The organism is Paenibacillus sp. 1-8, from assembly GCF_056316205.1.
In genome coordinates, this window is sequence record NZ_CM149995.1 from 1,642,597 (window position 1) to 1,665,150 (window position 22,554).

At 47.0% G+C, this 22,554-nt stretch carries 22 protein-coding genes; 13 read left to right on the forward strand and 9 right to left on the reverse strand.

From position 1 onward, the window contains the following. Window positions 1–85: 85 nt before the first annotated feature. Complete coding sequence (locus AC0WRU_RS07570) at window positions 86–1,552, reverse strand: RICIN domain-containing protein (protein ID WP_476127843.1); 1,467 nt, start codon at window positions 1,550–1,552, stop codon at window positions 86–88. Window positions 1,553–1,762: 210 nt separating this feature from the next. On the opposite strand from AC0WRU_RS07570, the gene AC0WRU_RS07575 reads away from it, so the two are divergent. After that, entirely contained in the window at window positions 1,763–2,461 is a 699-nt protein-coding gene (locus AC0WRU_RS07575) for a 4'-phosphopantetheinyl transferase family protein (RefSeq protein WP_025681877.1), read from the forward strand. 97 nt (window positions 2,462–2,558) lie between these two features. Next, on the forward strand, window positions 2,559–4,148 hold the full coding sequence (locus AC0WRU_RS07580; RefSeq protein WP_476127844.1) for an amidohydrolase: 1,590 nt from the start codon (window positions 2,559–2,561) through the stop codon (window positions 4,146–4,148). 73 nt (window positions 4,149–4,221) lie between these two features. Here AC0WRU_RS07580 and AC0WRU_RS07585 read toward each other — a convergent pair whose 3' ends face one another. The 3 genes from AC0WRU_RS07585 to AC0WRU_RS07595 all read right to left on the reverse strand — a co-directional run bounded on the left by AC0WRU_RS07585 (window position 4,222) and on the right by AC0WRU_RS07595 (window position 7,357). Beyond that, the gene (locus AC0WRU_RS07585; RefSeq protein WP_476127845.1) at window positions 4,222–5,844 is read right to left on the reverse strand and encodes an S-layer homology domain-containing protein; all 1,623 of its coding nucleotides are present in this window, start codon (window positions 5,842–5,844) and stop codon (window positions 4,222–4,224) included. A 143-nt stretch (window positions 5,845–5,987) separates the two neighbouring features. Continuing rightward, window positions 5,988–6,851 carry a DegV family protein gene (locus AC0WRU_RS07590; protein WP_476127846.1) on the reverse strand — a complete coding sequence of 288 codons (864 nt, stop codon included), beginning with the start codon at window positions 6,849–6,851 and terminating at the stop codon, window positions 5,988–5,990. Between the two features lie 32 nt (window positions 6,852–6,883). Continuing rightward, a complete protein-coding gene (locus tag AC0WRU_RS07595) occupies window positions 6,884–7,357 on the reverse strand; it encodes a hypothetical protein (RefSeq protein ID WP_476127847.1) in 474 nt (157 codons plus the stop codon). Window positions 7,358–7,575: 218 nt separating this feature from the next. Between AC0WRU_RS07595 and AC0WRU_RS07600 the strand changes: the two genes are divergently transcribed. Continuing rightward, a complete protein-coding gene (locus AC0WRU_RS07600) occupies window positions 7,576–7,959 on the forward strand; it encodes a DUF423 domain-containing protein (protein ID WP_134910466.1) in 384 nt (127 codons plus the stop codon). Between the two features lie 110 nt (window positions 7,960–8,069). Here the strand turns inward: AC0WRU_RS07600 and AC0WRU_RS07605 are convergent, their stop codons facing one another. The 4 genes from AC0WRU_RS07605 to infC all read right to left on the reverse strand — a co-directional run bounded on the left by AC0WRU_RS07605 (window position 8,070) and on the right by infC (window position 12,037). After that, window positions 8,070–8,618 carry a hypothetical protein gene (locus AC0WRU_RS07605; protein ID WP_025681871.1) on the reverse strand — a complete coding sequence of 183 codons (549 nt, stop codon included), beginning with the start codon at window positions 8,616–8,618 and terminating at the stop codon, window positions 8,070–8,072. A 529-nt stretch (window positions 8,619–9,147) separates the two neighbouring features. Next, window positions 9,148–10,119: a GDP-mannose pyrophosphatase NudK gene (nudK, locus tag AC0WRU_RS07610; protein WP_476127848.1), complete on the reverse strand. Its 972-nt coding sequence runs from the start codon at window positions 10,117–10,119 to the stop codon at window positions 9,148–9,150. A gap of 2 nt (window positions 10,120–10,121) precedes the next feature. Further along, window positions 10,122–11,306 carry a MerR family transcriptional regulator gene (locus AC0WRU_RS07615; protein WP_476127849.1) on the reverse strand — a complete coding sequence of 395 codons (1,185 nt, stop codon included), beginning with the start codon at window positions 11,304–11,306 and terminating at the stop codon, window positions 10,122–10,124. A 185-nt stretch (window positions 11,307–11,491) separates the two neighbouring features. Continuing rightward, the gene (gene infC / locus AC0WRU_RS07620) at window positions 11,492–12,037 is read right to left on the reverse strand and encodes a translation initiation factor IF-3 (protein ID WP_476127850.1); all 546 of its coding nucleotides are present in this window, start codon (window positions 12,035–12,037) and stop codon (window positions 11,492–11,494) included. A gap of 228 nt (window positions 12,038–12,265) precedes the next feature. Between infC and AC0WRU_RS07625 the strand changes: the two genes are divergently transcribed. From AC0WRU_RS07625 to AC0WRU_RS07640, 4 genes are all read left to right on the forward strand, one after another. Next, entirely contained in the window at window positions 12,266–13,261 is a 996-nt protein-coding gene (locus AC0WRU_RS07625; RefSeq protein WP_476127851.1) for an ABC transporter substrate-binding protein, read from the forward strand. Beyond that, a complete protein-coding gene (locus AC0WRU_RS07630) occupies window positions 13,258–15,306 on the forward strand; it encodes an iron ABC transporter permease (RefSeq protein WP_476127852.1) in 2,049 nt (682 codons plus the stop codon). Before AC0WRU_RS07625 ends, AC0WRU_RS07630 begins: the two co-directional genes overlap by 4 nt. A 155-nt stretch (window positions 15,307–15,461) precedes the next feature. Continuing rightward, a complete protein-coding gene (locus AC0WRU_RS07635) occupies window positions 15,462–15,773 on the forward strand; it encodes an ArsR/SmtB family transcription factor (protein WP_476127853.1) in 312 nt (103 codons plus the stop codon). Window positions 15,774–15,849: 76 nt separating this feature from the next. After that, window positions 15,850–17,007, forward strand: coding sequence for an MFS transporter (locus tag AC0WRU_RS07640; protein WP_476127854.1), 1,158 nt, complete (start codon window positions 15,850–15,852; stop codon window positions 17,005–17,007). 82 nt (window positions 17,008–17,089) lie between these two features. Here AC0WRU_RS07640 and AC0WRU_RS07645 read toward each other — a convergent pair whose 3' ends face one another. Further along, window positions 17,090–17,320, reverse strand: a complete 231-nt coding sequence (locus AC0WRU_RS07645; RefSeq protein ID WP_404581359.1) for a helix-turn-helix domain-containing protein — start codon at window positions 17,318–17,320, stop codon at window positions 17,090–17,092. Between the two features lie 187 nt (window positions 17,321–17,507). Here AC0WRU_RS07645 and AC0WRU_RS07650 point away from each other — a divergent pair, with 187 nt between their 5' ends. The 6 genes from AC0WRU_RS07650 to AC0WRU_RS07675 all read left to right on the forward strand — a co-directional run bounded on the left by AC0WRU_RS07650 (window position 17,508) and on the right by AC0WRU_RS07675 (window position 22,198). Continuing rightward, the gene (locus AC0WRU_RS07650) at window positions 17,508–18,164 is read left to right on the forward strand and encodes a hypothetical protein (RefSeq protein WP_476127855.1); all 657 of its coding nucleotides are present in this window, start codon (window positions 17,508–17,510) and stop codon (window positions 18,162–18,164) included. 81 nt (window positions 18,165–18,245) lie between these two features. Then, on the forward strand, window positions 18,246–18,359 hold the full coding sequence (locus AC0WRU_RS07655; protein WP_222934653.1) for a putative holin-like toxin: 114 nt from the start codon (window positions 18,246–18,248) through the stop codon (window positions 18,357–18,359). 80 nt (window positions 18,360–18,439) lie between these two features. Further along, on the forward strand, window positions 18,440–18,685 hold the full coding sequence (locus tag AC0WRU_RS07660) for a hypothetical protein (protein WP_476127856.1): 246 nt from the start codon (window positions 18,440–18,442) through the stop codon (window positions 18,683–18,685). 24 nt (window positions 18,686–18,709) lie between these two features. Beyond that, window positions 18,710–20,179 (forward strand): sensor histidine kinase, encoded by a 1,470-nt coding sequence (locus AC0WRU_RS07665; RefSeq protein ID WP_476127857.1) that lies wholly within the window; start codon window positions 18,710–18,712, stop codon window positions 20,177–20,179. 200 nt (window positions 20,180–20,379) lie between these two features. Continuing rightward, a complete protein-coding gene (locus tag AC0WRU_RS07670) occupies window positions 20,380–21,486 on the forward strand; it encodes a hypothetical protein (protein ID WP_476127858.1) in 1,107 nt (368 codons plus the stop codon). A gap of 37 nt (window positions 21,487–21,523) precedes the next feature. Continuing rightward, a complete protein-coding gene (locus AC0WRU_RS07675; RefSeq protein ID WP_476127859.1) occupies window positions 21,524–22,198 on the forward strand; it encodes a VOC family protein in 675 nt (224 codons plus the stop codon). Window positions 22,199–22,554 lie beyond the last annotated feature (356 nt).

The following is a 22,554-nucleotide window of genomic DNA, read 5'->3' on the forward strand; positions in this document are numbered from 1 at the left end:
CTGCTGGGGAGACGGCTTTTTGGAAATTACGGAGTCACTGGAAGCTGCTACCTCAATGACAATGATGATGTCTATTCTGAACGAACTAATTTACTTTCACTACACGAAAATGCTGATTCGTTCCGCCGTTATCCCCCCATTGAATCGCTTTGGCTCCATCGGCGGTAGTGCCTTCGGAAATGTCGATCAGCTTGCCCGTTGCCCGGTTTTTCAGCTTGTAATAACCTCCGGTTACAGATACCAGCTGCCATTGCTGGCTGGACCAGCCTCCGTCGCTCCATTGCTCGATGACCGCTCCGTCCGTCGTCGCTCCGTTTTCAACGCCGATCAGCTTGCCGCTGTTGCGGTTCACGATTTTGTAATATCCGCCGCCCGCATCTTTGAGCTGCCATTGCTGGCTGGATGCTCCCGAATCTGCACGCTGTTCCAGATCCGCTCCATCCGTGGTTGCACCGTCAATTACATTCAGCGGCTTGTTGCTCTTGCGGCTTACCAGCTGATAATATCCGTCCGGGTCAATGGCGATTGGCGTGGTTACACCTTGAACCACACCGCTGGCGGTGTCGATGTTCATACTGTCGAACCAGTCCATAGCCAGGGAAGTCCCGGTTGGAAAACGCAGCGGCAGCCATACATATTGTGAATCCTGCACAGGACCGCTCCATGCCCCCGCCCAGCGGTCCCCCAAATACAGGTACGAGGTCGTTTGGGTACCTTCTACCGGAATGACGTAGGCCGATTGTGAACCGTAGGTCGTACTGTCTCCGAAGTTAATCGTGTTGCTCCACGTTCCATCAATGCTGGATGCCGTAGCATACTTGGCCTGATTGGGATTCCAGCCTGTAGCCCCGGATGTGATCAGGAAGTAGACGTCTCCTTTTTTGAACATCGCCGGAGCTTCACGATATTGTCCCGGCCAGAGCGTGGAGACCAGCGATTCTACTTGCAGGAAATCCGGTGTCAGACGATAAATGTTCAGGTCGGCATTCACACGAGTAGCTGAGATCAGATACGCCGTACCGTTGTCATTGTACACAGTCATATCCCTTGAATCGTAATCCAGTGGACGGAAGCTGCCCTGATAGGTGTAATCCCCGTCTACTGTATCCGAAGAGGCAACTGCCACTCGGGCTTCGTTGTAATTAACTCCATTTTCCTTGTGCATCCACAATACGTATTTGCGTGTTTTCTCATTATAAATAACTTTTGGACGTTCAATATTCGAAACATTCAGCTCTACTGCCGAGCTGCTGGTCAGCACGTTTTTGCGGAACTCCCAGTTTTTTAAATCAGAGGAACGGTAGGCGGATACCGCCTTGAACGTGCCGTTGGGGTTGCGATTTTCACCAAACCAGTAGTAGTAACCGTCTACCTTAATCATACCGCCCCCATGGGCATGGACCACGTTTCCAGCAGTGTCTTTAAACTGAATACCATTCACAACATTCGCTGGAGCCGCTGAAGCGATCTTGGGTGAAAACATCTGGAAAATGCTCAACGACAGCAAAACAGCGAGCATAATACACAGTAAGACGGCAAAATCATATTTCATTGTTTCGTCCCCCCTCTGTATTTTTTTAAAGCGCTTACAAAAATGATTTATACTGATTAGCTCTCTATGCTGATACCTATCACCCTGTCTGATGATGCAATGTGAGCAGCAAGAGGATTATATCCCAATTGTATCCATATTGAATTGAAAGTGCTAGAGTAGTATATTGACCATGTACACCGTACACTTATTAAGCATAGGGGGCCAACCATGGAAATATATGCGATTGACACGAGCAAGCCGGAGGCAGACGGTCATTACGAGTCACTGCTGAACCGGGTTTCGACTGAAAAGCGGCAGAAGCTGGATCGTTTTTTGCATCGGGAGGATGCTTTAAGAGGCTTATACGCCGATGTGTTGTTAAGGTGGTTGGCCTGTCGGCAATTGAAGGTATCCAACGCCAGTCTTCAGTTTACATATAATGCTTTCGGCAAGCCTTCCTTGTTGAATGCACCCGCATTCCATTTTAATGTTTCTCATTCGGGAAAATGGGTGGTATGCGCCGTGGATGATCATCCGCTCGGAATCGACATTGAACAGCTCCGTCCTATTGATTTTGAGGTGGGAAGGGTGTGCTTTTCGGACAAGGAGTATGATGCGTTGATGCGTCAGGAGGCGGAGAGCCGCTTATCCTATTTTTACGATCTGTGGACGCTCAAGGAAAGCTTTGTGAAGGCCGAAGGACAGGGATTAACGCTGCCTCTAAAGTCATTTTCATTCAATTTAAGCGAGTGTCCGTTGATCGGATTTACGACGGAAGGCTTTACCACTGAGTATTGTCATTTTAAACAGTATGAGATCGATGGACACTACAAAATGGCTGTCTGTGCAACACATGACCACTTTGCCGATCTGGTGCAGCAGGTAAACATACATACACTATATTTAGAATCGGCAGCACAAGCGTGATTTGAAGCACCATCCGACTGCGCAGTGGCGATATAGTAGCGATATAGTAACTCTTTAGTTTGGTTTATATAGTTGAAAAAAAGGGAGATGAGCTGCGTTGACGCTAACATTGTTCAAGCACGGCAAGCTGTATGGGGAATGGGCTACCAAGGGAGATTCGGTCATTGTACAAAATGGCATTATACAGGCCATCGGACCAGCACGGGAGCTTGAATTGCAATTGTCGGGTAAGGAATATGACACGGTGGATTGGGAGGACGCATATGTGTTGCCGGGCTTGACCGACTCACATATGCATTTGTCCATGCATGGCATGAAGCTGGCGATGCTGGATTTTACGTCGGCTACTTCGAAGGAAGAAATGCTTGATATGCTGCGTAAACGGGTTGCGGTAACACCGCCGGGAGAATGGATTTTAGGGCTGAACTGGAACGAAAATGCGTTTATTCCTGTTGAGATTCCGACCCTATCGGAGCTTGATGCCATTACGGATCAGCACCCGGTATATTTGACTCGTACATGCTTTCATACGTTTCTGGCGAATTCAGAAGCGTTTCGACGTGCTGGTATTGGCGAGAACACCCCTGATCCGGCTTCGGGAGCCTACGGAAGAAATGCTGATGGACAGTTGAACGGATTGATTTATGAGGAAGCGTCCACTGCCTTTACAAGTGTGCAGCCAGAGCCGGATTATTCGGTTAAAAAAGATGCAGTCCGCCGAGCTTGTCTGGATGCACTACGGCTCGGTTTGACGGCTGCGCACACGGAGGATTTGCGTTTTCTGGGCAGCGTGGACACCATGCAGCGGGTTTACAGGGAGCTGAGGGAGGAAGGCATTGCTTTTCGTACGCATCAGCTCATTTATCATCCGTTCATGGAAGAAGCGAAAGCGCAAGGTTTGCGTGCTGGTGACGGAAATGAGTGGTTTAAAATCGGCGCGGTAAAAATGTTTGCCGATGGTGCGATTGGTGGAAGAACTGCGCTATTGTCTGCGCCCTATAGCGATGCTCCACATACCAGCGGCATGGCGATTCAACCGCAACCAGAGCTGAATCAGATGGTTGCGGCTGTCAGAGCCGCAGGTTTTCCGATCGCTGTACATGCGATAGGGGATGGGGCGGCGCATATGATTTTGACAGCGATGGAAGCCCATGCGCTAACGGAGGAAAGCGGTTTGCCGGATCGTCTGATCCACGGACAGGTGCTGACTGCCGATCTAGTCAAGAGAATGGCGAAGCTGCCGCTGATTGCAGACATCCAGCCGCGTTTTGTAGCAAGTGATTTCCCGTGGGTGCTGGATCGGGTTGGCGAGGAACGTACCGAATATTTGTATGCCTGGAAAAAGCTGCTGAGCGCAGGTATTCCATGTGCTGGCGGCAGTGACGCGCCGATTGAGCCGTTGGACCCTTTTCTCGGCATACATGCCGCTGTGACCCGCACCAAGCCAGGAGAGACGCATGAGGGCTATCTTCCCGATGAAAAGCTGGACATTCACGAAGCCATTCATCTGTTTACCATCGGAAGCGCAGCAGCTGCGGGAGAAGCGGAGGAACGGGGGGCGATGGCTGTAGGCAAAGCCGCCGATTTTACGGTCATTGACCGGGACTTGTCGGAGCGCCCACAGGCTTTGCTTGACGTTAAAGCACGTATGACGGTTGTGAACGGAATCGTTGCGTACCGGGCATAGACGGGCGATAAGGATGTATGCAAAAAAACTTCAACCTCACGCTAAAAGTGAAGTTGAAGGTTTTTTTTGGCCTTTACAAACCACGCTGTGCGAAACGGTCTGCATTTTTCACACTGGACCATAGATCAGAGCTTGCCCCGCCCGGATACCAGTAGGCGAAGCCTGCAAACCCGTTGTCCTGTCCCAGACGGTATTTACGGGTAAAGGATCGCCCTTCCTCCAGCCATAGCTTATGAAGCTGAGTATCCTTGTAGGAAACCGTATACTGCTGAATATCCTCATGCCAGACCGGTTTGGAGGTGGAACGAGACATAAGCTGGTTTTGCTCAATCAAGGAAATATCCGACGAAGCGACCGATTGACCACTCGCATTCAGGGTCCAGTTTCGTGTGAATAAAGGCAATGCCAATATTGCCTTATCCGGGTCGGTGGTTAATACAAAGCGCCGTACGCTTTCACGGAGCCACGGTAATGAGGATACGGAGCCAGGGGTCGAGCTGCCTCCCCAATGTTCGTCATATCCCATCAGAATCAAATAGTCTGCCGCAGCGCCAAGTTGCTTATAATCAAAGGCAGCTGTCCAGTCTGTACCGTAATCAGGAGATACACAGATTGCCAGCACAGCATTCAAGCCTTTTAACTTGGCTTTTAATTGTTGGATGAACAACGTGAGCTGAGTACGATCCTGACCAGCTACATTTTCAAAATCAATCACAAGCCCATCCAGATGATGTGTAGATACGGCATTCGCAAGCTGAGTTATGGTTTTGTTCCGTAAAACATCACTGGACAGGATTTGATGTGTCATCGTTAGATTGGAACGATTGCCTACCATCGCCCAGATTTTTTTTTGATGCTGTTTGGACCAGGTGAGGAGCGAGGTGTTTGTGAGATCGCTAATATTACCCGTTTCGTTTAGAAAAAACCAGCGCGGTGATAGCGTATTAATGTTAGATTGAAGCACGGAGCTTTCAAACTGTTGAACGCTCTGGTCATATTGCCAGCCTATTCGGATGGAAGATGCCGCGGAGGCTGTTTTGGAGGCATGCTGTGTTGAATACGTCAGCAGACGTTCCAGAAGTGCTGCTGTTTCTTCGCGGGTCAGGGAAGATGTGGGGCGAAATTGGTTGTCTTCCCCTTTCATAAAACCGTAACAGTTCACGATAGTTACGGCTTCAACAGCCCAATCTGCAATCTGGTCGGTGTCTGTAAAAGTGGAAACCGCTGCTCCTGATCCCGTCGAGCGTATGAGACGGGCGATCATCAAGGCTGCTTCTTGCCGGGTTACAGGGCTGTTGGGTTGAAACGTGGCGGGTGTCCCTCTCTGCACCACGTCAAGCTGGGAGGCTGCTTCAATCCATCCATAATACCAGGCTTGTTTGGATACATCCCGATAGGAGGGGACCGATGCTTGTACAGGTTCCAGACCGAGTGTGCGATCCAGCGCGGTAACCCATTCGGCTCTCGTAACCGCCTTTTTGGGAGAAAAGTAGCCGGGTTGTGTACCTGCCAAAATTCCTTTGGCGTGCAGTGAGGTGATTGCTTGATAAGCATAGCTGTCTGAAATATCCTGAAACGCCACACCGGCTGCGGCTGCGGGAACGGATAAACTTGAAGCGGATGCAGTTATTATAGTTATGGCGGCAGTCGCCAACAGGGTGAGTTTGGTTAGCAAGCGTGATCGTATGGGGCTCATACACAATAACCTTCTTTTTTATGATAGATTGTCAGACGAATCGTTCGTCACATGACGACTAATACTATCAAAAATAGTAAAGTTATTCATTGCTAAATTGTTGGAAAACACCAAAAAGCCCTTACCTGTAGAGGCAAGGGACTTTACATTCGAAACAATTCTTTTTTGGCATACATTATACCAATCGTCTGTGGACCACAATGACTGGAAATGACACATCCGGCTGTTGCCAGCAGCACCTCCTGCGCTCCCGTTTCTTCCTGCAAACGAGCTTGCAGCATCAGCGCATCTTCCTCAGCCAAGGCATGTACGACAATAATGATATCGTTATCCATATGTTCCCGCTGGTTCAGGGCATTTTGCAGCATCTGATCCAGCGCCTTTTCACGTTTGCCGCGGACTTTGTACGCAGGTGTCATTTTTCCGTCTATTACTTTGATCACCGGACGAATTTTGAGCAGACTACCGATCAGGTTTTGCATCCCTGAGCATCTTCCGCCTTTGTACAGATATTCGAGCGTATCAATCACGAATTCCGTGTCCACCAGAGGACGGGTTCTCGTCAGCATGTCTACAATCTGTTCCAACGTACTGCCGTTGGCTGCGGCGCGTGCGGCCTTCATCACAAGCATGCCAAAGCCGCACGACAGATTCAGGGAATCAAAGACGGTAATGCGGCCTTCCGGATACTCGGAGGTAGCGAGCAGCGCATTTTGGTAGGTTGAGGACAGCTCGGAAGACAGACTGATATATAAAATGTCGTCCCCTTGTTCTATGTAGGGAGCAAAGGCTTGAATAAAGTCCGATGGAGAAGGTGCGGCGGTTCGCGGCAAATGTCCCTCACGACTTACGCGCTGAAATAACTGTTCTGGCTGGATATCCACGCCATCCCGTAATGATTCATCCCCAAATACCGTATACAATGGTACAATGCTAATCTCGTACTGCTCGCGCCATTGGACCGGAATATCACTGGTACTGTCCGCAAAAACTTTGATTTTGTTCATACATTGAATCCTCTCTGTGTGATGCGGAGAAATTATAAGGATTGCACAGAGGAAGGATAGATATCCGCTGTGTTACTCGGAACGGCGAGACCCATGGCCAGAAGTGCAATGAAGCCCAGAATAATGAACGCATTAATGATTAGCCCTGCAATGGCAAAGGCTTTCTTGCGGTTCTTCAACGCAATTCCAATAATGCCAACCACAAGCCCGGCGCAATTCAATAACAGACTGCCTAAAAATACAAAAGGAAGCAGGACGGTTCCGGTTTGTTGCAGAACAACTTCCGGGTCCAGGGTTTGGTATTGGCTGAAATGAGCCAACAGATTAATGACCATAACAGCCAGAATGATATACCCGATCAGGCTGACGAGCGACATCATAAAAGAAGCGATACCGGGACCGGAATGCTTGAGCTTGACTGGAGGCTGGAAGACGGGAGCTTCTGAAAAAACAGGATGCTCCTCAGACGCAACAGGCTTTTGCAGATTAGGATCTTGGTTACTCATTTTTTCAACTCCTTCAACAGTATTCGAACAGGTACTAATTTTCCACAAAATGAACAAAAAAGCAAGGGACCTTATACATTACCCTCCAAAAGACAGGGTTTAATCATGGAGTTCTGCAGGTTCAAATTTAAATGGAGTGGCTGGTAAACTTCACATGGATTCGATAAAATAAGGAGATAGCTTGGATTAGAGGATGAGATGAAAAGGAGTACACAAACATGCAACGCAGATGGATAATTGTAGGATCTATAATGATGCTGCTGGCGGTAGCTATTGGAGCGTTCGGGGCTCATATCGTGAAAACGCGGATCGACGCGGACGCTTTGGCCGTGTATGAAACCGGTGTGAAATATCATATGATTCATGCTGTCGGTTTGCTGATCATTGCATTGGCTGCGGGACAGTGGGGAGCGTCGGCTCGTTTAAAATGGGCAGCGCGGCTGCTGTTTACGGGAATCATTTTGTTTTCCGGCAGCTTGTATGTGCTGAGTTTGACCGGGATTCGCGTGTTAGGTGCCATTACCCCGCTGGGGGGCGTGTGTTTTATCGCTGGTTGGCTTTTGCTGGCATTAGCTGCCTTGGGTTTGAAGAAAGAGGATTAGTTTAACTTGTCAGATCATATCACAAAAAAAAGAGAATCGCTTGGAAAGGCATAACGTTTTTCCGGCGGTTCTCTTTTTGCGTGTTATTTCATGATGTAAGTGTTTTACATTTACGATGTGATTTCATCAATTTCATTCATTTTAAAGGAGTAAACCTGTTTCTCATCCACATGATACACACTCAACAGGCTATTATCATGATCCAAATTAAGTATGCGACACGGGATGCTTCGTTGTCCACCATAGCGGTTCACGATTAACCGTACAAGCGTATTATCTTGTATATAACGTTTAATCCAATCATGAGTGCTAAGTTCTTGTTGTGTTGCAGGCTTCGGCTGTACGTGGGATTGTTCGATCTCTTGAACGACAGGTGGCTTGTTCGTAGCCGCGGCTAATTTTTTTTTGGAGAACTTCTCCGCAAGCTTAGCGGCAGCGTCAGATGAGCCGTTAGCGGCTGACTGTTTTTTTAAATACAGTGCAGCTTCGATTAAATTACCAAGTTCGATACCAGATTGAATCCGGCTATCCGCAATTTGTTCGTTTTGGCTCAAGAGGTTAAGCAGGAACTGAAGGGCCTCTACATTCGAACGACCTTTAACTAATACATCTACATTAAATAAATAACTGGCTTCGTCTTGATTTGATTCTGTTTTCATACATCCTCCAGCCCAAGCCCTGGGTAATTAGTCTTTTATAGTACCTATCAATATATCATTAAAACGAAATCTGTCATAGTACCTTAGGCCCTGTTATTAGGTATCAACAAAAATAGGGCCTGTATAAACGTATAAAAATTCCGGACGAAAAATGAGGAGGTGTGACCGAGCTGTGGCTGAGTAGACTTTGAATAAGCCGATGAAAATACCAACTTGTACTATACATATACAGAGAATAAACGAGAGTGAGAGTGAAATCAAGCGGTTTAAATTTTAAATATTTCTTTTGATTGTAATATGTATGGGAAGTGAAGAAAAGTGGATAATATAAGACTCCGTTAGTGGCTTCATCTGCGCTGACAAGTGATTTCAGGGAAGGGGTATTCTGTCGGGATGCTCTTTTTCACTTGCCGTTATAGATAGCACGGTGGAACCCTAGCATAAATAACGGCAAGCTCATTTGAATGGTAAGTGTTGGAGCATGTAAAGTGTTCAGAGTGATTTAGGTTTAGCAATAGATGGACTAAGTCTAGGGTTGGGTTACTGGTGGGAGATCCTCAAGATGCTCGAAAATAAGCAGTTGCTTCTCTCTTGCGACCTTGACCATTTCATCAGCACCCTGCGAGGGTCCTCCAATTCGAAGCACTGCATCGCAGTGGTCTAGCAGGCGAATGGAGGACGGATGAAAAATGCGGTTGAAAACCTCATCTCCCAAAGAAGTGGAACCAGCTGTGGCGATTAGGGGCAATGCATACCACTCCCCTAGAACCGGTAAATGCCCAGTTTCATAAACTTGAAGAGCAATTTCATTCATGAACTGAACATTTTTCTCGATCAGCACGGGATCATCAGACGTTCCGGAACGATAAGGTCCCGCTATAAGAATATGCAACGAATTTGTTTTTTCCTTTAAAAGACCATGGATTTGAGCGTATTGGAGCAGCAAAATCGTCTTGGCATCACGAATTTCTCCGCTTTTGACCAAATTGAGCGCCTGAATAAAAGGAAGCTCTACCACTTCAATGTTTTCCTGATCATCCTCGAGTCCACCACCCAGTCCTGTTGCCATATCTTCGTTATACTCTGCTACAAAAAAGTACAGGATTTCGGTAACCGATCCGGGCGACATGTAGGCCTCACCAACCTTTTGTACACAGTCGACACGGTATCCTGTCTCTTCCTCCGTTTCCCGCAGGATACTTTCCTCCGGTGTCTCTTTATCGAGCAGACCTGCACAGGTTTCGATAAGCATTCCCGTCTCATTACCGTTCTGGTAGGTTGGCATTCGGAACTGCCTGGTCAATACTATGGTTTGTTTTTTTCGATTATAAAGAAGGATTGTTGCTCCGTTGCCGCGGTCGTACACTTCACGGGATTGTGTCTCCCATTGGCCACTGTTTTTTTCATACTCGAACGTGACTTTCTTTAAGATGTACCAGTTATCCGATAAAAGCTCCTCTTTGACGATCCGTACTCTTGGTTGTTGCTCCATTGTGTTCATGTTCATTTCCTCCCTAGAAATATTCCATTTTCTTTCGTCAGTTGAAGGACACCAGTCTGCTTCAGGTTTTGGTTGACATGGATACGAAACATATCGATGGCCTTTCCTACAAGTCGTTCCCTTGCATTCATCGGAGTCGAAATCATATAATCGATCAGAGGTTCCGCTTCGTCTACCATCAGGCGGTCGTCGTAATGGAGCAACAGAAGATTAGAAAAGCATGAAGACAGCAAGTCCATTCCGTTACCTAGGTGGAACCGATGAATCGCTTGATCTAATACGCGAAGATTGGGGTCGAAGGAAGCCGCCAAGTCTTCAAGCTCTTGAAGGTGCTGCGTACTCATCGTCGACGTGCAAACTAGTCCCCCGGGCTTTAAAACACGGTACATTTCCTCGATCGCTCTGGGGATGTCCGAGACGTGATAAAGCATATTGTTAGCAAGCACCACATCGAATTGCTCTTCGTGAAAAGGGAGCTGTTGGGCATCAGCCGACAAAAATTTAAACATTGCATTGCTGCTGCCTAAGCGGCAACGTGCTTCCTCCACCATTCCGCTGGAGATATCGGTAAGCGTGATGCGCCAGCTATTGGGAATTCGTTCGGCATTTCTTAACCAAAAGGTCCCGTCACCGCAACCCAACTCGAGAATATGGGCTTCCGGTGTCACCTCCAACTGATCAAAAACCCAACGATGCCAGCCTTGAGGATTCGTACTGAACTTGTCGTAAAGATTGATTCGTGCTTGCAAGCGGGTGGCCGTCCGATATTGATCCCCCCAATTCTCTTCCTTCTGTACGGCTTGTATAAGCTCCGCGAAGCGATCCAAATCGGAGCCATCGGCCAACTTTTCCAAAGCATTTCGAATAGCATGGACGATATGTTCCGTATGAGCGATCTTCTTCTGGAGAATATCGAGCTGTGCTTCCAACGAATGTCTGATGTCCCCATCGGATATCAACTCTGCGTTTAAGATGTCTTTAATTTCTTGAAGAGATAGCCCAACATACTTCAACGTCTGAATCCGCTGCAGTCGTTTCAGTTCCTTCACCGTATACTTGCGAGCAGAGCCAGAATGATGGTCTTCCGGGGTCAATAGTCCAATCTGATCGTAATATCGCAAAGTTCGGAGTGTCATACCTGTACTTTTGGCAAGCTGCCCAGTCGATAAATAATCTCCTTTGCTCAACAGGTTTTCCCTCCTTCCCATGCATTGATTTTCCAGTATAATCTACTAGGTTAGTATACTTGGTGACGTAACGTCACCAGCAAGTTAAATTTTTCGATAATTGAGTGTGTGCAAAACAGGAACCCTGCAGTATGGTACAGATAAAAGGTTATCAATAGAAAAAGGAGGCCGAAACGGCCTCTTTTTCATTCTGTGTAAACAGTCCGTTTTTGCTTTGAGATGGGGTTTAATTTCACCTGTGAGCCTTTGCCGCCCGTCTGGATTCCGGTTTCCTTCATCCCGGCTTCTTTCAGATCGACCAATAGCCGTTCTAACACCGCTTTGGCGGCGGCCGCTTCCTTGGCGCCGGACGACTTTACGACCAACTGCACCGGCTTGCCGGAGCGCAGATGTTTGTCTGCTTGGCGCAGCTTCGTGTCGTAGTCATGCTCCTCGATATGAGCAGTGAAGCGAAGCTCCTTGACCTTTTCCTTACTGCTCTTTCCAGCCATGTTGCTACCGCTCACCTTGCGTGTTCCGGTTTCCTTCTGCGCGAGCGATTTTCCCTTGCCCTTAGCAACTAGGCTACATGGCGGAGGACTGCTCATCAGTGATGTACAGACCAGATCCATTCCTTTGGATCGGGCCATAGCCAAGGCTTCCTCTCTCGAGACGATACCGATCTTCTCACCGTTGAGTCCAGTGAGCATGACCTCGGAAGCCTTTATTTGCTCGTTGATTAATACTGCCACGTAAATGAAGCCTCCCTTAAAAACAATGATAAAGCTATCATATACGGAACCCGTTTGCGATTCAATTTGGAATTCCGGGTAGCGGGCAGATGGAGCTTTCCAATGCGACATAGTTACTTTTCTTTAGTACAATCTTTGTTGACAAAATTAATCAATCCCTATACTCTTTTAATGATAATGATTATCATTTTCTAATGAGACATATACATGCAGGGGTGAATGAGAGAAATGAAAAAGATGTTGAACGGTCTATTGTTGTTTACGGTTTTTGCTATTGTATTGGCGGGTTGCGGATCAGCCGGGGATAGTTCGAAGCCGGGAGCCACTTCCGGGTCTGAGCAGACCAGCAAAGCGGCTGGGCCGGTTACGGTTAAAGACGATCACGGGGAAGTCAAGCTGGACAAGCCAGCGGAACGTGTCATTGTACTGGAATGGACGTTTACCGAAGATCTGATCGCGCTGGGTGTGCAGCCTGTCGGCAATGCGGACAATGCAAACTACAAGCTGTGGGTCACGCCAGAGGCGAAGCTGGCTGATAACGTAACTGATATCGGCACACGGGGCGAACCGAATCTGGAAGCGATTGCGGCGCTCAAACCGGATCTTATTATCTCTAACGCAGACAATAATGCAGCGATTTACGCACAGCTTAAGGGAATCGCACCAACGATAGAATACGATCCTTACAAGGGAAACGGTTATGATTACGACCGCATGGTCGAGATCTTTAAGCAGATCGCTGTGGCTACTGGAAAAACGGAGCAGGCGGATAAAGTCCTGAGGGAACTTGACCAACATTATATTGAAGCAAAGGCCGCATTGGAAAAAGCGGGAAAAGCGGATTTCCACTATGCGCTGACCCAGGCCTTTACAGCTCAGAATGCTGCCAGCCTACGGATGTTCAAGGATAACTCGGTTGTAGTCGGAACGCTTGCGAAAATCGGTATGGTGAATGACTGGAAGTCGGACAAAACCGAGAAATATGGATTCAGCACTGTTGGCATCGAAGCTCTTCCTGCTGTTCAGGACAGCCATTTTATCTACATTACGCAGAAGACGGACGATGTATTCGGAGCCTCGATGAAGAACAATTCAGTCTGGAACCAACTGAACTTTGTCAAAGAAAAACGGACCTATCCACTTGACGGAACAACGTGGACGTTCGGCGGCCCAATCTCATCCAAAGTGTTGGTTGATCAGGTGGTTGGAGTTCTGACGAAATGACCCGAGCAGACAGAACGAATTTGTCGAAGGCTTGGCGTGTAGGAAGCATTTTTGGGGGCGGATTGGCCGTCCTCATTGTGCTTTTTTTTGTAAGCTTGTGCTATGGAGAGGCGCCGATCCCGCTGCACACAGTAATTGAGGCGTTGACCCAGCGTCAGAATACGCTAGATCATAATATGGTTTGGGATCTGCGGATGCCGCGCACGGTTATCGGAATCCTGGCTGGCGGTGCGCTGGCTGTTGCCGGTGCGTTGCTACAGGCCATCACCAAAAATCCGTTGGCGGCTTCTGATACGCTCGGAATCAACGCTGGTGCCTACTTTGTGGTTGTGCTTGGTGCGGTGATGTTTCCCGCATTGCTGCATCAGGCTCCGTTTCTGTTTGCCGCCATCGGCGGCCTGCTGGCGGCGGTGCTTGCTTACTTTATGGGCGGTGGGCGAGCTGGCAGTCCGATCCGGCTGGCGCTTGCTGGCCTCATTGTGTCTATGGTGCTCGGTTCGTTTACCGGGGCACTGCATATTTTTTACTCCTTTGAAACGCAGGGATTGTTTCTATGGGGTTCCGGTTCGCTTGTGCAAAACGATTGGAGTGGCACTACTTATGCTTGGCCCTGGGTTGTAGGGCTCTCGGTTATCGCGGTTTTGCTGTCGAGGCAATTCGATGTGCTGGATCTGGATGAGTCCACTTCCACGTCCCTCGGACAAAAGGTGGGCTTGACCCGGGCGGCGGGAATTGTATTGGCGGTCCTGCTGTCGACCATTACAGTCAGCGTCATTGGACCCATCGGGTTTGTAGGTTTAGTGGCTCCGCATTTGGTGCGCTTAAGCGGCCTCAAAATGCATCGCTGGGTGCTGCCTGGTTCCTTCCTGTGGGGGGCACTGTTGTTGACGGGCGCTGACGTGCTGGCGAAAATGGTCCACCAATCAAGCATGGATCTGCCAACCGGAGCAGTAATGGCCTTGATCGGGGCCCCTTGGTTAATTTGGCTGATCCTGTGGAGGATGAAACTGCCTTCCAGCATCGGCGGACAGTCTTCAATGAACATAGGTGTGCGCTCTCGGAAATTACCGTATGGCAGGCTGGTCACATTGTTTGCGTGCGGGGCCGTGCTTTTAACCGTATTCAGCCTGATGTTTGGAGGAATGCGGATTCCGGTGGGTGATCTGCTGTCTGGCCTGTTCGGCGGTGAGAGTGCGAATTCGGCTTTGCTACAGTTTAGAATTCCACGCACGCTGGTGGCGGCCGGGGCTGGTATCGCGCTTGCGGTCAGCGGTGTCTTGATCCAACTAGCCGTTCGCAATCCCTTGGCGGATGCCTCGATCATCGGGGTTTCTTCTGGTGCGGGATTCGGCGCGCTTGCAGTAATTATCGTCTGGCCCGGACTGCCTGTTTATGTGCTGCCAGTTGCTGCGATCGCTGGAGCGGCAGTTTCAGCGGCCGTGATCTTCTTTCTATCCTGGAACAAACATCTGAATCCGTCTGTAGTCATATTACTCGGCATCGCTGTATCAGCGATCGGGTCAGCCGGCATTCAGGTGCTAATTATCCAAGGCTCGCTGTGGGGCAGCACCGGTTATATTTGGCTGACGGGGAGTACCTATGCGCGAAGCTGGGCGCAGGTGACGACGATTCTGGCCTTTCTGCTCGTGTTGTTGCCAGTAGCCTGGTGGCTAGCTCGCCGCTTCGATCTCTTGGTATTTGACGATAGCAGCGCCATGGGACTGGGACTTCCGGTGCGTCGCACCCGGCTGCTGGCGATGGCAGTGGGTGTGCTGCTGGCGGGAGGAGCGGTAGCCTCCGTGGGTACGATTGGCTTCATCGGGCTGATTGCTCCGCATATCGTGCGTACGTTGATCGGGCACCATGTACGCCGTTCCATTATTTTGTCAAGCATCCTGGGAGCGGTAATGCTGGTGCTGGCAGATACGATTGGACGGACGGTGCTTGCGCCGACGGAGATTCCTTCCGGGCTGCTGATCGCTCTGATCGGTGCGCCGTATTTTCTGTACTTGATGTATCGCTCTAATCGTAGTAAGTCAGTTTAGTTGAAGTGGTACGCAAAAAGGCTGTTTCCGAGCGGATTTTCCGTGGGGGAAACAGCCTCTTTTTAGATAGACAGTTGCGGTTTTAATTCATTTCTTCTGCAAAGCTATCTGGATTTTATATTTACAAATCTAATAAAGTAGATATAATGTACTTTATGGAACCGTTATTGATTTATAAAGCTTTGTCTAATGAGACACGTCGTCTAATTATGCTGTGGTTAAAAAATCCAAAGGAATTTTTTGATGAACAGGCTTATCTGAACCAAGGTCTTAATTTTCGAATCGGAGTATGCGTGGGGGATATTCAGGCTAAAGCAGGACTTGCACAGTCTGTTATCTCAAGTTATTTATTAACGATGCAAAAAGCTGGTTTGTTGGAGTCTGAGCGAATTGGGAAGTGGACGTACTATCGTCGGAACGAAAAGACAATACAGGAATTTGCCGAGTACATCCAAAAGGAACTATAGACAGAAAGGAGGTTTTTTTTCGTAAAACACATCTAAAAATCTGTATATATAAATATAATGGGGGCTTACATTTAAAATGAAACAGGTTAACTCTTTGCTTATTATTATTTTGGCTTTAGGCGTATTCGGCATTATTACAACGGAAATGGGGATTATAGGTGTTTTACCCCAGGTCACTCAAAAATTTAATATATCGACTTCACAGGCTGGCTGGCTTGTAAGTGTATTTTCTTTAGTCGTTGCTATTTCAGGTCCATTCCTGACCTTACTCGTTTCCGGTATAAATCGTAAAGTCATTCTGCTAACGGCTGTGCTCAGTTTTGTGATTTCAAATATGGTTTATGCTTTTACAACCGAGTTCGATGTGATGCTCATTTTCCGCATTCTCCCTGCTATTTTTCATCCTGTCTTTTTTTCGGTTGCCCTAGTGGTCGCAGCCAAACTTGTCCCGCCGGAAAAAAGCAGTAAAGCAGTTACCAAGGTTTTCGCCGGAATAACGGTTGGATTTGCTTTTGGCGTACCTTTAACTTCTTATCTCGCAGAAAAAATATCGTTAGAAGCCGCTTTCTTGTTTGGGGCTATTGTCAGCATGATTGCCTTTACAGGAATCCTCATTTGGCTTCCTTCTATGCCGGTTAAAGAGAAAATGTCTTATGGAAAACAGCTCGGTATACTACGTAAACCTCAATTATGGTTCAATATCGTGACCGTTATTTTTATCTTTGCAGCTATGTTTTCTGTGTACAGCTACTTTGCTGAATATCTTGGTCAGGTCACCCATATGAATGGGTCATGGATTAGTATCATGTTGATGGTCTTTGGAATCATCATGATTTTTGGGAATTTTTTATTTGGAGGGTTATTACATAAAAATCTTATAAAGACCGTCCTTATGTTTCCTCTGCTGTATGTGGTCATTTACTTAATTATTTATTATTTTAGTTCTTCTTTCCTTCCCATGGTTGTAGTCGTACTCATTTGGGGGGCAGTGCATTCCGGAGGGCTTATTATTAGCCAAGCATGGTTAACGACGGAGACGAAAGAAGCTCCCGAATTTGGAAATAGCTTGTTTGTCTCATTTTCTAATCTTGGCATTACTTTGGGGGCTTCAATTGGCGGTTGGTTTATCTCTCACTTGGGAATACACCAGCTTATCTGGAGCGGAATAATGTTTACGCTTCTGGCTTTTTTATCAATCATCATAAAAGTAAAAATGTTCAAATCTAATGCATGATAATTATTTACTAATTACGTAAACGTGGGACCCGTAAAAATAACTCTTTTCAGAGTCTATATTTTACGGGTCCTCATTTTATTTAGAGCTTACGAATTTCAAATAAATCGTTAGGAGTGATATCGAAATAGACACACAATTTAGTGATAAGAGAGGCGGGAATACGCTTATTCTCCATATCCTTATTATGCATTAAATCCATAATCGTTGTTCTTCTATGGTTAATATCCTCAGATAGCTTCAACACAGACACATCGTGCTTTTCAATTATTTCTCCCAGTTTACAGTATAAGACCCAATCCTTATTATCCATTAAAAAACCTCCAAAGACTGCATGTAAATTATTGCACACTAAACGTTCATGTGCTATACTGTGTTTGTATATATGATCGTTTAACGATCAAAACGTTTGTAATACTGGTACCTTATCAAAGGGATGTACAACATACCCTTGGCTTTGCTATTGCCATTTTTCCAAAAATAGAATTGGGGATGATACCATGATGCAAAACACTAAAACCAACAAACAAGCCATCAAAACCATTGTTCGTATGGGACAGGTCTGGGAACAGACAGAAGAAAACGAAGAAGCCGGGCTGCACTACTATCACATTATAGATGCCCTCAACCGCCAATGGCAGACCATTGGGGTGAATGTTACTGATGCAATTCAAGTGTTTGAGAATGGGAACGATGAAGTGTGGACACGAATAATTCAGCCAGCACCATTTCATCCTGACCTGACTACGAACGATTTAATTCATATGCTCAGTATTGGCCCGGAGGCTTGGTATATACGCAACGCTATCCAAATCATATTGAATAACGTGGAAAGACGCAATGCATTTGTGAATCGCATCGTGAATGTGAATGACGAAGATGTATTGAATCTATTATACAATATGAAAAATGAATTTCTTAAGCGCGATCAGCTTTCAAACCAGAAGTTCATGGATTTATATGCTGTAAACCCTGTAGAGGCGTTATCGGTCTACTTTCTGGAGTCTGTGGATGTTCATACATATTGGGAGTGGAGCGAGGCAGGGGGTACATATAGTAAAGCCATTCAGTACAAACAAGTAAAGCCTGAAATGACTTTAGCTGAAGCTATTGAAAAGGCAGAAGATGAAGCCAGAGACTTGGTTTCAGGCTACTAATATCGTGTGCTATCATGTTTTTAACCATTCTATTGGCTTAGATGGGCGGTCGGTTTATCTCCTGCAAAGGAGGTGACGCCTGTGGAGGTTAAAGATGCGCTGACATTAATGATAATGTTCGGTACATTGCTGGTGACGCTGATCGGATTAGTCATCACAATTGTCGTTGCATTGAACCATAACCAAAAGAAGTAGATGAAAACGGATGGGGTATTGATTTATGTTGAGAATGAAATGATCTATTGGAGGTAAACCGATGAATATTCGGATGTATCATGACTTGGAACCTGATACCTGAACCTAAGCATAAATGGGGAATTACAAGCTTGACCTTGCATCAATACGTTCAAATTCTCAACTTTAACGGTCAAACTCAGCGATCCGCAGAGCTTTTAAATGAAGAGGTTGTTGATTTGGAAATAGCGAAAAGTAAGGTATTGGATGAAGAGGATGTGCTTTTTCAATTTTCAGCATTGAATGTAAATGCCAGGCTTTTGAGTGAGATAAAAGGAGACAAATAAAGAAAAGATGAGCGGTGATTATCCATGAGAATTAGCATCAAGCTGAAATTCAGTCTGTTCCTGGCTGTACTGCTTATTCTTGCTCTAGGCGTGCTAAGCTATTTCGTTCTTCAAGGGGTGGAAAAGAACCAGCAGACTCAAACCGAGGTTTATCTGGCCCAGCACGTCAAAACGGTTAATCTGCGAGTGAAGCAGACCTATTATACGGGTACGCGGCTGGAGCCGCAGACATTTATGAAGCAGCGAGGCCGGGGGCTGGCTACAGAGTTGGCCGGATTTACCGGACTGGGAGTCACGCTGTATGATGCGCAGGGACTCCAGGTAGGCAGCTCAATTCAAGATCATCCGGCGGTGGACCAGCAGAGTGGAGTAAATGCTGCATTGGCCTATGCGTTGCAAAATAAAATTGCATATGAGGTTGTGGGGGACACACTCCTGTATCTGGCGCCGCTCCAAGGGCCGGAGGAACAAATGGGGGTAGTGCAGTTGCAATATTCACTCAAAAGTTCGCAGAGCTTTCTACGAACCCTCCAGAATTTGTTCCTGACTACAGGGATCGCGGTGCTTTTGCTAAGCTTCATCATCGGATATTTGTATTTTAACCGGGCAGCCGCAGCCATTGGACGGTTGAAAAAGGCGGCAGAGGATATTCGCCGCGCCGAATATATTCAGGCTCCTCCGCTTAGGAGAAAGGATGAACTGGGCGAGCTGGCCGAGGGCATCTACTTTATGAGCATGGAGATTGAGCAGAGTATTGCTGCTAAGGATGAAGAGCAACGGAAGCTGCAACTGGCTATCCACAAGCTCCAGGCGCTGGAGCAGCAGCAGAAGCAATATATCGGCAACATTAGCCACGAATTCAAGACACCGCTGACCTCCATTAAAGCTTACGTGGATCTGCTGAATATGTACGACGATGATCCCAAACTGCTGTTGGAAGCCAAGGCCAGCATCGCCCAAGAAACTCAGCGGCTATATGAAATGGTGGAGAAGGTGCTACAGGTGTCGGCGCTGGAAAAATATGATTTTGAGTCACAGGCCGAGCTGTTGGAGGTTGCAGAGGGGCTGCGCAATGTTTGTTCACGTATGAGCGGCAAGGCGGAACGCTTCGGTATCACTATTTCCTGCGATGCGAAGCCAGCCCACATCTGGATTGATAAAGAGAGCTTTATGCATATTTTTATTAATTTGCTGGATAATGCGATCAAATATAATGTCCCTCAAGGAACTATTCATGTTTACAGCGAACTTAGAGACAACCGGGTAAGGATCACGATCCGTGATTCCGGCATAGGCATTCCTGATGAAGCCAGAGAGAGGATTTTCGAGCCCTTCTACACGGTCAACCGCGACCGATCCAGGCAATCGGGCGGCACGGGACTGGGGCTGTCACTGGTACGCAATCTGGTTGAGAAGCAGAATGGAAGCATTACGCTGCTGGAGTCGGAAGGCGAAGGTTCGGTTTTTGAGCTATCTTTTCCGGCCACATCTTAACAGGTCTGCACTCTGTATCAAAGCTACGCCAAAAAGTTTACAACTTGGAAATAAGCAGTTGTGGTTTAGAAATACTCCTCCAGTATGCTTAGAGTAAGCCAAGGTTACACAAAACTCATGATTAGGCTCCACAGCGAGTTTTGTACGAATCGAATTCAATCATGTCCATGCTGTACAACGTTTTTAGGGGGAATCATGCAATGAACGCAAATATCCACAGCAAGCAGGGCAAGACAGGACTCATTCTGCTCGCCACGGCGATTCTACTGTCCATGACTGCTTGCAGTACAGGAAACACAGAGGCGCGACAAGTCGTAGAGAAGTCCGGCAAAAAGATTACCGTGATGGATAACACCACTGAATCCGTATACACCAAGTTGAAGCTGAAGGGCATTGCTAAGATCGAGGGTGTGCGCGGGATGGATTGGGTGAGTGAAGGCACGCTTGCGGTTGATAAAGAGAACAGGAAGCTTTCCCCCGTGATAGTTGAGGGAGAAAAACGTTATCCACATAACCTCTATCAATATGATCTTGCTTCCAGTGGGGAGACGCCGCTGCTGGAGGGGGAGAACAGCTACGGATTTGCTAAGCTGTCCCCTGACAGGAAGCATATGCTTTATCAGCAATTGTATGAATCCACAGGAATAGGCTACATCATGAATCTTGAAACCGGCGTTTCCGTGAAGATGTACGATGTAGAGTTTATGGCTGGGGAAGACGTATGGGAGGATACAGGTCACGTTATTTTTCCCAATATGGAAGGGGACATCATCAGGGCTGATGTGAACGGAAAAAGTGAAGTCGCAGTCAAGACTGGACAGAGAAGTGTTTCTAGCGTGGCTCAGTCGGGAAACATGATCTACTATGTTGCAATGGGGGAATTGATCGCCTATGATATCGAAACCAAGCAACCCGAAGTCCTGAAAAAAAACGTTTGGGTGGTCCTTCCTTCCCCAGATGGCAGCAAGCTGGCGGTTGTAAAACACACCAAACCAGGAGAGAACGTATTGGTTCTCTGCGACACCAAAGGGAAAGAGCTGTCCACATTGGCTACAGGTATGCAACTGTTCGGTACAAGCTGGTCGCCGGATGGCAGCAAGCTGGCCTATGCGGTTTCTGAGGATGGAGATAAATACCGTTTTTTCATTACAGAAGCAGAAACAGGGGAGCAAACCCCGGTTCTGGGCGATAATGGCATAAGTGACCAGCTACGCTGGAGTCCTTCCGGTAAAAAGCTGCTAATTCCAACAGGGGTTTTGAAGGACACGGGATATCAATCTACGGCTTACGTAATCAAGTTATCTTGAGCTAAAATCATTTATTTTAAGGAGGATGACGAACGCGATGAAAATAACAGAAGTGCTCTTAAATACACACCGATTGGATGCCATGAAAGATTTTTACGGCTCTCTCTTTGGCCTTGAAGTTCTGGAGGAAACCGCTTCACGATTGACATTTCGAGTTGGCGAATCGGTTCTTGCTTTTCAGGAAGATTCCCTCATGGAGAATGAGTTTTATCACGTTGCGTTTGCGATTCCAACCAATAAGTTCATTGAAGCAAAACAATGGGTAATCGACCGGGGTATCTCATTGATTTCAAGAACCAAAGAGGATGAGTTTCTTTTCGAAAGCTGGAATGCAACAGCACTTTACTTCTATGATCCAGATCATAACCTCATCGAGTTCATCGCTCACCATTCACTCGATAACGCTGTAGATGAAGCTTTCGGGCCAAAGGCTCTACTTCGTATAAGTGAGATTGGCCTTCCCGTAGATAATGTTCCAGAATTTTGTCAAACTATCACAGAAGTGTTCCAGCTTGATTCATGGGGTGGAGCTGGGCCGCAATTCACGCCGCTAGGGGACGCGGAAGGATTATTAATTGTAATAGACAAGCGGCGGCCTTGGTTCCCGGACGATAGGATGCCGCGCGAGTACAACACCAAAGTCTTGATTAAAGGTACATGTCCTGCCAGTCTTTCGCTTCAAAATAGCTTGTACGAATTGAAATCAATCTGATTTAGAACTTCTCGCTCTAATATGAGATAGGAGGAATTCACTTGGCAACGATTGCTGAAATGTACAGGCATTTAACGATGCATCCGTTGATTTCGGAAGAAATATGAAACCACATGATTTGTTAAATGAAGCTATTTCCCACACAGGCATCATAAAGAGCAGATCGTGAATTTTCTTCAATCCATCGTCTAAAACCCATCTGTAGAGTGTTGTTATTTAATACCCTAAATAAAGGATCGAACAAGTGTACTGTTATATGGTATATTGTTCCTATAATAAAAGGTTTATTTATTCATAGGGCGGTACATTTTGGTCATTTTCATGGCGATATTGTAGAAGTTACACTTTGAAACCGA

What these genes read in the sequence shown, in the direction of transcription:
- AC0WRU_RS07570 (WP_476127843.1), bottom strand. Translation starts at nt 1,552, where the DNA reads ATGAAATATGATTTTGCCGTCTTACTGTGTATTATGCTCGCTGTTTTG.
- nudK (WP_476127848.1), bottom strand. Translation starts at nt 10,119, where the DNA reads ATGAACACAATGGAGCAACAACCAAGAGTACGGATCGTCAAAGAGGAG.
- AC0WRU_RS07630 (WP_476127852.1), top strand. Translation starts at nt 13,258, where the DNA reads ATGACCCGAGCAGACAGAACGAATTTGTCGAAGGCTTGGCGTGTAGGA.
- AC0WRU_RS07605 (WP_025681871.1), bottom strand. Translation starts at nt 8,618, where the DNA reads ATGAAAACAGAATCAAATCAAGACGAAGCCAGTTATTTATTTAATGTA.
- AC0WRU_RS07675 (WP_476127859.1), top strand. Translation starts at nt 21,524, where the DNA reads ATGAAAATAACAGAAGTGCTCTTAAATACACACCGATTGGATGCCATG.
- AC0WRU_RS07600 (WP_134910466.1), top strand. Translation starts at nt 7,576, where the DNA reads ATGCAACGCAGATGGATAATTGTAGGATCTATAATGATGCTGCTGGCG.
- AC0WRU_RS07595 (WP_476127847.1), bottom strand. Translation starts at nt 7,357, where the DNA reads ATGAGTAACCAAGATCCTAATCTGCAAAAGCCTGTTGCGTCTGAGGAG.
- AC0WRU_RS07660 (WP_476127856.1), top strand. Translation starts at nt 18,440, where the DNA reads ATGACTTGGAACCTGATACCTGAACCTAAGCATAAATGGGGAATTACA.
- AC0WRU_RS07575 (WP_025681877.1), top strand. Translation starts at nt 1,763, where the DNA reads ATGGAAATATATGCGATTGACACGAGCAAGCCGGAGGCAGACGGTCAT.
- AC0WRU_RS07640 (WP_476127854.1), top strand. Translation starts at nt 15,850, where the DNA reads ATGAAACAGGTTAACTCTTTGCTTATTATTATTTTGGCTTTAGGCGTA.
- AC0WRU_RS07650 (WP_476127855.1), top strand. Translation starts at nt 17,508, where the DNA reads ATGATGCAAAACACTAAAACCAACAAACAAGCCATCAAAACCATTGTT.
- AC0WRU_RS07635 (WP_476127853.1), top strand. Translation starts at nt 15,462, where the DNA reads ATGGAACCGTTATTGATTTATAAAGCTTTGTCTAATGAGACACGTCGT.
- AC0WRU_RS07585 (WP_476127845.1), bottom strand. Translation starts at nt 5,844, where the DNA reads ATGAGCCCCATACGATCACGCTTGCTAACCAAACTCACCCTGTTGGCG.
- AC0WRU_RS07625 (WP_476127851.1), top strand. Translation starts at nt 12,266, where the DNA reads ATGAAAAAGATGTTGAACGGTCTATTGTTGTTTACGGTTTTTGCTATT.
- AC0WRU_RS07645 (WP_404581359.1), bottom strand. Translation starts at nt 17,320, where the DNA reads ATGGATAATAAGGATTGGGTCTTATACTGTAAACTGGGAGAAATAATT.
- AC0WRU_RS07590 (WP_476127846.1), bottom strand. Translation starts at nt 6,851, where the DNA reads ATGAACAAAATCAAAGTTTTTGCGGACAGTACCAGTGATATTCCGGTC.
- AC0WRU_RS07670 (WP_476127858.1), top strand. Translation starts at nt 20,380, where the DNA reads ATGAACGCAAATATCCACAGCAAGCAGGGCAAGACAGGACTCATTCTG.
- AC0WRU_RS07665 (WP_476127857.1), top strand. Translation starts at nt 18,710, where the DNA reads ATGAGAATTAGCATCAAGCTGAAATTCAGTCTGTTCCTGGCTGTACTG.